Consider the following 7,204-nt stretch of genomic DNA (forward strand, 5'->3'; position numbering starts at 1 on the left):
GGAGACCGAGTGTCCAGCGGGGGCGGCGTCTGACCGCCGTCGAAGGGCACGATGTCGCGTTCGGCCGTGGCCTCGTCGTCGGCGCCGCGCGCGACCCGACCGGCCTGTACGTGCTTGATCAGCAGCAGCCACAACCACAGCGCCACGGCCACCATCAGCCAGGGCGCCACGGCCACGCCTATGGCCGCCTGCCGTACGTCGAACGCGAACCGCACCGCCGACGCCACATCGACCGCCGCGGCCGCCGCGATGAGCAGGATGAGCACGAACGCCGCCTGGAGGCGTACCAGAAGCCTGGCCTGGCGCAGCAGCAGCACGCCGAGCAGCGCCACCACCAGGAGCGCGTCGAAGGCGGCCGGATAGAGGAAGGCCAGGTCCTGGCGCGCCTCGCCCGTGATGGCGAGCGCGCGCAGATCGTCGAAGGAGAGCGCGCAGGCGGCCCCCGTGAGGGCGGCGACCGAGAGCCCGGCCAGGGCGATGCCCAGGCGGCGGAGCGTAGAGGGGGGATTCACGTCCATGGCGGTTCGAGCCTACAGAACAATGGGGGTCTCGGCCGATCAAGGGAGGACCGCATGGTCAAGCTGTCGGAAGATGTCCGCAAACTCTTGGACGCCCCGAACTATGCCACCGTGACCAGTCTGAACCCCGACGGAGGCCCTCAGTCGACGGTCGTGTGGGTGCGTACGGACGGCGACGAGGTGCTGTTCTCCACGGTGAAGGGGCGGCGGAAGCCGCGGAACTTCGCGCGCGACCCGCGGGTGAGCCTGCTCGTCATCGACCCCGACGACCCCTACCGGTACGTCGAGGTGCGCGGCCGGGTCACCATGACGCCCGACCCCGAGGGCGCGCTCATCGATGAACTGTCACAGAAGTACCGAGGCATCCCATGGGAGGACAAGCCGGGCACCGAACGTTTGATCGTACGGATTTCTCCTGAGCGAGTCACTTTGCGGAGCTGATTAATCGACGTGGTGGCGGCCGTGAGGCGTTAGCCTTGCGCTGTGAGCCTGCACATCTACGACACCAGCACGCGCGCCATCCGTGAATTCGTTCCGGTCGAAGCCGGCCGGGCGTCGATTTACCTGTGTGGGGCGACCGTGCAGGCTCCTCCGCACATCGGCCACATCCGCTCGGGCGTGAACTTCGACGTGCTGCGGCGCTGGCTCATGCGGTCCGGCTACGACGTGACGTTCTGCCGCAACGTCACCGACATCGACGACAAGATCATCAGGGTGTCGGCCGAGGAGGGCGTGCCCTGGTTCGTCGTCGCCGAGCGCAACCAGCGCGCCTTCACGTGGGCGTACGACACGCTGGGGTGCCTGCCGCCGACGGTCGAGCCGCGGGCCACCGGCCACGTGCCCGAGATGATCACCCTGATGGAGCAGCTGATCGCCCGCGGTCACGCGTACGCGTCAGGAGGCGACGTCTACTTCGACGTCCAGTCGTACGCCGACCGCTACGGCTCGCTGTCCAACCAGCGGCTGGAGAACATGCGGCCGGCGGCCGACACCGACGACGAGTCCTGCAAGCGCGACCCGCGCGACTTCGCCCTGTGGAAGGGCGAGAAGCCGGGCGAGCCAACTTGGCCGACGCCGTGGGGCCCGGGGCGTCCCGGCTGGCACCTGGAGTGCTCGGCCATGGCGACGAAATACCTCGGATCGACGTTCGACATCCACGGCGGCGGGATCGACTTGATCTTCCCGCATCACGAGAACGAGATCGCCCAGTCGCAGGCGGCCGGCGACGGCTTCGCCCGCCACTGGATGCACAACGGCCTGGTCAGGATCGGCGCGGAGAAGATGAGCAAGTCGCTCGGAAACTCGCTGCTGATCCCCGAGATGGTGCAGAAGGTCCGGCCCGTGGAGCTGCGCTACTACCTGGCGGCGCCGCACTACCGTTCCTCGATCGAATACTCCGAGGAGGCGCTGCAGGAGGCCGCGGCCGCGTACCAGCGGATCGAGGGCTTCGTGACGCGGGCCGCCGAGGTCATCCACGACGTCGACGCCGACGCGCCGCTGCCGCAGGCGTTCGTCGACGCGCTCGACGACGACCTCGGCACGCCGCAGGCGCTGGCGGTCGTCCACGAGGTGGTGCGAGAGGGCAACGTCGCGCTGTCGCGGGGTGACAAGGAGGCCGTCGCGCGGCTGCTCGCCGAGACCCAGAACATGCTCGACGTGCTCGGCCTCGACCCGCGCTCGCCGCAGTGGCGCGGCACCGGCTCCGACCTGTCGCCGGTGGTCGACGCGCTCGTGGCGGTGGCGCTGGAGCAGCGCAAGGCGGCCCGCGAGCGTAAGGACTACGCTGCCGCCGACGCGATCAGGGACCAGCTGTCCGCCGCCGGCATCACAGTGGAGGACACCCCGCACGGGCCCCGCTGGGAGCTCAGCCGCTAGAACGGTTCTTTGCGGCCCGAGGTGTGCGGAGGCGCCAGTACCCTTGAGGCATGGCAGCAGGGGGTAAGGCTTCGGGCAGGCCCGCGAAGAAGAAGGGCCCGTCCAAGGGCACCGGAGGGCAGAAACGCCGGTCGCTCGAGGGCAGGGGCGCTACTCCGCCTGCCGAGATGCGTCATTGGTACAAGGACAAGGCCCGCACCGAGCGGATCTCACGCGAGGAGCGCGGAGGCGCCCGGCGCGCCGGGCCCGCGCGCCCGCAGCGGCGCTCCGAAGACGCCCCCGAATACATCGGCGGGCGCAACCCGGTGCTGGAGGCTCTGCAGGCGGGCGTGCCGTCCAACGCCCTCTACGTGGCCCAGCGCGTCGACAACGACGACCGCGTACGCGACGCCATCAAGATCGCGGTGGAGCGCGGGATCGCGTTGCTGGAGGTCAGCCGCGACAAGCTCGACCGCCTGACGGAGGGCGGCGTCCACCAGGGCATCGCTCTGCAGATCCCGGCATACGACTACGCCCACCCGTCCGAGCTGGTGGACATCGCGGAGGAGGCCGGCGAGGCGCCGCTGATCGTGGCCCTCGACTCGGTCACCGACCCGCGTAACCTGGGCGCCATCGCCCGTTCCGCCACGGCGTTCGGCGCGCACGGCCTGCTCGTCCCGTCCCGCCGCTCGGCCGGGGTCACGGGAGGCGCGTGGAAGACCTCCGCCGGCACGCTGGCGACCCTCCGGGTGGCCCGCGCCTCCAACCTGACGGCGGCGCTGCGCGAATACCGCGACGCGGGTCTGTTCGTGGTCGGCCTCGACGGCTCGGGCGACGCCGACATCGCCGACGTGGAGCTGCTGACGGAGCCGCTGGTGGTGGTCGTGGGCTCGGAGGGCAAGGGGCTCTCCCGGCTGGTGCGCGAGCATTGCGACGTGGTGGCCCGCATCCCGATGCGCGCCGCCGCCGAGTCGCTGAACGCGGGGGTGGCGGCGGGCGTGGCCTTGTACGAAGCCGCTCGTCACAGGCGTTCCTAGCGTCTACACTGATAGGCCGTGCCGACGTAGCTCAATCGGCAGAGCATCTGTCTTGTAAACAGAAGGTCAGGGGTTCGATTCCCCTCGTCGGCTCTGCAACCGAAAGGCCCCTGAACAGGCGTGACGCCGTCAGGGGCCTTCCTCTTTTCGATCTTCAACCGGTGTCTTCGGCGTCTTTGGGAGCCACCTTGGGAGCCACCGGGCTCTCTCTCCCCAGGAGAGCGCTGGAGATGGCTTCGGTCGCGGCGCGGCGGTCGCCCTCCAAGAGGTGCCCGTAGACGTCCTTGGTGAGCGCGATGCTGGCGTGGCGAGGACTTCTGACACGACGTGGAGGGGAGTGCCCTGGGCGAGCATGAGCGATGCGCCGGAGCGGCGAAGCTCGTGCGGGTGCCAGTGGCCGAGGCCCGCCTTCTTGGTCAGGCGGGAGAACAAGTGCGAGAAGGTGTCCGGGTCGGACGGATTGCCGAAAGCAGTGGGGAACATCAGGCCGTGCTCCGTCCAGTCCTCGCCTGCCTTGAGACGCTCCTTGTTGTGGGCGGCCTTGTGGCGCTTGATCGCCTCGACCAGCTCGGGAGTCAGACAGAGGACGCGGCGTGAGCGTCTGGTCTTGAGCTCACTGATCACGATGCGGGTCTTGGCGGTGGAGCCCGGGTCGCGGTTCTTGAGCTGCTTGACAGAGTGGGTGACACGGAGGGTGCGGGCGTCCAGGTCGAAGGCGTTCCACATGAGCCCGAGAGCTTCGCCACGACGCAGACCGAACACGAGGGCCAGGAGGACGAGGACGCCCATCCGATGATCGGCGACGGCGTCGAGGAGTCGCTTTCCCTCATCCACCGTGAACGTCCGGCCCTCCTCCACGGGTACGCGCGGTGGCATCGACAACGCTGCGACGTTCCGCATGACCAACCCCTCCCGTTCCGCCTGGCCCAGGGCCTTCCCGAAGCACGGCCCGCATGTTGCGGACGCTGTTCGCCTTGTAGCCGGCCTCGCGCTTTGCCTGCCAGAGTGCATCGACCTGGGCCACAGTGAGCTTGGTCAGTTTGTGACGACCGAGCCCCGGCTTAAGGTGCAGCCGTACCGTGTCCTCGTAGTCGTCCAACGCCCCATCGGAGATGTGACCCGGCAGGTGCAGCAACCAGCGGTCGAGGAACGCGCCGACGGTCAGCCGATCATCTGGGACGGGAGCGCCCTTGGCGAGGGTCTCCTTGAGCTTGCGGACTTTCTCGACGACTTCGGCCCGGGTCTTGCCGGAAACCTTCTTGCGGACGCGCTTCCCGTCTGGGCCATAACCGAGGGAGACCGCCCCGCGCCAGTGGTCGCCGTCCTTGTAGATCAAGCGGCGGCGGCGCTGCGCGCCGTCGCCAGGCCCTGCGCCTGTGGCGCACGCCGGGCATGCGGCCTGGGGGCCGGTCCCGCGTGCGGCAGGGCTCCGGGCCGTCGCCGTACCTACGTCCCCGCCGGCCTTTGGTCGCACCGCCGCCCAGCTGCAGCCCGGCGATCGCCTCATCGTGGCTGAGGTTTGCCGTGGTCGGGGGCGATCGAAGATCCAGGGTTCGTTCCTCACCCTGGCTCACCGAGGAACGAGGTTGAGCGCCGTTACATCGAGAAGCAGGAGCTTCCGGCGAAGGTAGTCCGAACCGCCTGCAGCTCAGATAATGGGATCATGGAATCCGCTGAGGAGTGGGATCGGTGCTTGGGGTGGACGTTCGAGTTGATCTCGGAGGATCCTGTTCGGCGTGAGCGGGCGCGCGGGCGGCTGGGGGTTACTCAAGATCGCCGTAGTGAGGCTTTGTATGCCTTCAATGAGGTCTGGCGAGATGAGGGATTGTCGGCCGCTGATCAGGCAGGAGGCCGATACATCGCAGAGCGACGAAGAACACTGCCGGATGCTTTGTGGGAGTTCACTCCCGCTGAGTCCTACGCCGATTGGGCCGGACTGAAGTATGTCCTGCTCTATCTGGAATGGGAGGCCCAGTACCCGGACGAGTGGATGGCCTCCGGCAAAAGCTGGGGGACGAAACACGGTCAGTTACATGATCTGGCCAGGGCCGTGCCATATCTGGCGACTGAGGTGATCGATCAGCTGGTTGACTTGATTTGCCTTGCCGTACGGCGTGAGCACCGTTGTGAAGATGTGGGATATGCCGTACTGGCCAGGGCGGTTGGCGGATTGCGGTTACGTCGTCTCCTGCTTGAGATCGCCGATGATCCTGATGAGGGTTTCCGCTTACGGGCCCGGTACCTCCTGTGGTTGTTAGACCACCCTGAGGCGCCCAAGCCCAAAGTAAGCCAATGGAAGGCGTGGTTGAGAAGTCGGGAAGTCGATCCGGTGCTCGAAAGAGCCGAACCTGTCGCCTGAGCACGACGAGGAAGGAGAGGCTCCCTGTCTCCCCACGTGCCCGTTGCGTGCCCGTCAGGAGGGTGACTAAGGGGGAATCGCGGGGAATCACGGTCACTCGACCGGCGTCTGTCCAGGTCAGCGTTTCCCTGCTCAGAGCGCATAATCTTGAGAGAGTTCCCAAGCTGACAGTACGGGTTCGATTCCCTCACTCGTCGCTAAACACGCCCGCATCAATCGGATCAACCATTAGCACCACCCGATCAGCCTCGACATCGAACCCGAGAGCCGGATGATCAGGGGATCCCTCCGGAGTCATCAGCACAGACTTCCCGAGACGCTGTCCGATTAAGCGGAGGACATCTACCAGGACGTCCAACCGCTCCTGCCCTTGGAGTTCTCTGAGATCAACGTCGAAGTCAATCGACTCAGCCTGATGCACCCGGAAAATCACCAGGACATCGGGGACCGGCCAGACTCTCAGCTCAGGCGTGGCGTCGGCGGATGCAGCGGCGACCATGTCAGCAGCCGAAGGAAGCTCCATCGACCCGCCACTCAGCGAGTAGGCGCACTGCCAACCCTGCGACTGAACGAGATCAAGCAGCACCTGCCAGTCCTCGACAGTCGTTCCTTCCACGACCGCGTCAGGCAACGTTCCATTGACACCGGGGTCAAAAAGAGACTTCACGTCATCCCACAAGAGGTCAGGCACAGTACCCATCATCCCTGAGGAACTCCCTCCGGCGGGTACTCCAGCTCCGGATCAGCGGCTGATCGTCGGGCCATTAGCGGCCATCAACCAAGGTAACGAGCAGTTAACCACGGTCACTCACGACCTCACCGACTCCCCCTGCGACCAGCAATCCCTTGCTACAGGGATCGTGATTGATGCAGTTCCCAAGCTGATGTCGTGTCATTGACCGAGGGATGAGCATGCTGCCCGGGCTGCTGCTACCTCCCACCGACTGTCCGAGATCGGGCTCCGTGATGCTGCGCGAGGGTGATCCAATTCGTTCACAGGTTTTCGGACTTTTGTTGGCATTTGTGGGACGATCGATGCGTGGCGAGGTTGGGGCGGCGGGCCAGCTTTGAGGAGCGCCTGCGGGCGTGTCAGCTGATCGAGAGCGGGAAATCACCGGATTTGGTCGCGGAGATTCTCGGCTTCGGGCGGGCTACGGTTTTCGGGTGGTTGCAGGACTACCGGGCGTTGGGCCCGGAAGGGCTGCGCACGAAGAAGACCCGCGGACCGGCGGCCAGACTGGATGACGCGCAGCTGGCGCGGCTGTATGCGTTGATCGCGGGTCATGATCCGCGCCAGTTGAGTTTCGGGTTCGCGTTGTGGACGCGGGCCATGGTGGCCGAGCTGATCCGCCGCGAGTTCAAGGTGAAACTGTCGCTGGTGAGCGTCGGCCGGGTGCTGGCCAAGCTGGGCATGTCACCGCAACGGCCGCTGTATC

9 protein-coding genes and 1 tRNA gene are annotated in these 7,204 nt (G+C 66.6%); 6 read left to right on the plus strand and 4 right to left on the minus strand.

All coding sequences use genetic code 11. The features are described from left to right. The coding region (locus tag E1286_RS44675; RefSeq protein ID WP_132623092.1) for a DUF2637 domain-containing protein at positions 1-518 on the minus strand (518 nt) is incomplete at its 3' end. Positions 519-572: 54 nt separating this feature from the next. On the opposite strand from E1286_RS44675, the gene E1286_RS44680 reads away from it, so the two are divergent. From E1286_RS44680 to E1286_RS44695, 4 genes are all read left to right on the plus strand, one after another. After that, positions 573-959: a PPOX class F420-dependent oxidoreductase gene (locus E1286_RS44680; protein WP_132623094.1), complete on the plus strand. Its 387-nt coding sequence runs from the start codon at positions 573-575 to the stop codon at positions 957-959. A 42-nt stretch (positions 960-1,001) separates the two neighbouring features. Then, positions 1,002-2,393, plus strand: a complete 1,392-nt coding sequence (cysS, locus tag E1286_RS44685; protein WP_132623096.1) for a cysteine--tRNA ligase — start codon at positions 1,002-1,004, stop codon at positions 2,391-2,393. Between the two features lie 50 nt (positions 2,394-2,443). After that, positions 2,444-3,409 carry a 23S rRNA (guanosine(2251)-2'-O)-methyltransferase RlmB gene (gene rlmB, locus E1286_RS44690; protein ID WP_132623098.1) on the plus strand — a complete coding sequence of 322 codons (966 nt, stop codon included), beginning with the start codon at positions 2,444-2,446 and terminating at the stop codon, positions 3,407-3,409. Positions 3,410-3,429: 20 nt separating this feature from the next. Beyond that, positions 3,430-3,502 (plus strand) — tRNA-Thr (locus E1286_RS44695). 36 nt (positions 3,503-3,538) lie between these two features. Here the strand turns inward: E1286_RS44695 and E1286_RS44700 are convergent. Next, positions 3,539-4,309: a site-specific integrase gene (locus tag E1286_RS44700; protein WP_165970209.1), complete on the minus strand. Its 771-nt coding sequence runs from the start codon at positions 4,307-4,309 to the stop codon at positions 3,539-3,541. Continuing rightward, a complete protein-coding gene (locus E1286_RS44705) occupies positions 4,236-4,745 on the minus strand; it encodes a tyrosine-type recombinase/integrase (RefSeq protein ID WP_165970210.1) in 510 nt (169 codons plus the stop codon). Before E1286_RS44705 ends, E1286_RS44700 begins: the two co-directional genes overlap by 74 nt. Before the next feature lie 327 nt (positions 4,746-5,072). On the opposite strand from E1286_RS44705, the gene E1286_RS44710 reads away from it, so the two are divergent. Beyond that, a complete protein-coding gene (locus tag E1286_RS44710) occupies positions 5,073-5,768 on the plus strand; it encodes a hypothetical protein (protein WP_132623104.1) in 696 nt (231 codons plus the stop codon). 187 nt (positions 5,769-5,955) lie between these two features. Here the strand turns inward: E1286_RS44710 and E1286_RS44715 are convergent, their stop codons facing one another. After that, positions 5,956-6,459, minus strand: a complete 504-nt coding sequence (locus E1286_RS44715) for a hypothetical protein (protein WP_132623106.1) — start codon at positions 6,457-6,459, stop codon at positions 5,956-5,958. A gap of 348 nt (positions 6,460-6,807) precedes the next feature. On the opposite strand from E1286_RS44715, the gene E1286_RS44720 reads away from it, so the two are divergent. After that, positions 6,808-7,204, plus strand: a 397-nt coding sequence (locus E1286_RS44720; RefSeq protein ID WP_165970211.1) for a helix-turn-helix domain-containing protein, incomplete at its 3' end; no start/stop codon positions are given.

Source organism: Nonomuraea terrae (assembly GCF_004348995.1).
In the GTDB taxonomy this organism is placed as follows: Bacteria; Actinomycetota; Actinomycetes; order Streptosporangiales; family Streptosporangiaceae; genus Nonomuraea; species Nonomuraea terrae.

Coding starts and splice junctions, on each gene's coding strand:
- E1286_RS44700 (WP_165970209.1), bottom strand. CDS start 4,309: ATGCGGAACGTCGCAGCGTTGTCGATGCCACCGCGCGTACCCGTGGAG.
- E1286_RS44710 (WP_132623104.1), top strand. CDS start 5,073: ATGGAATCCGCTGAGGAGTGGGATCGGTGCTTGGGGTGGACGTTCGAG.
- E1286_RS44680 (WP_132623094.1), top strand. CDS start 573: ATGGTCAAGCTGTCGGAAGATGTCCGCAAACTCTTGGACGCCCCGAAC.
- rlmB (WP_132623098.1), top strand. CDS start 2,444: ATGGCAGCAGGGGGTAAGGCTTCGGGCAGGCCCGCGAAGAAGAAGGGC.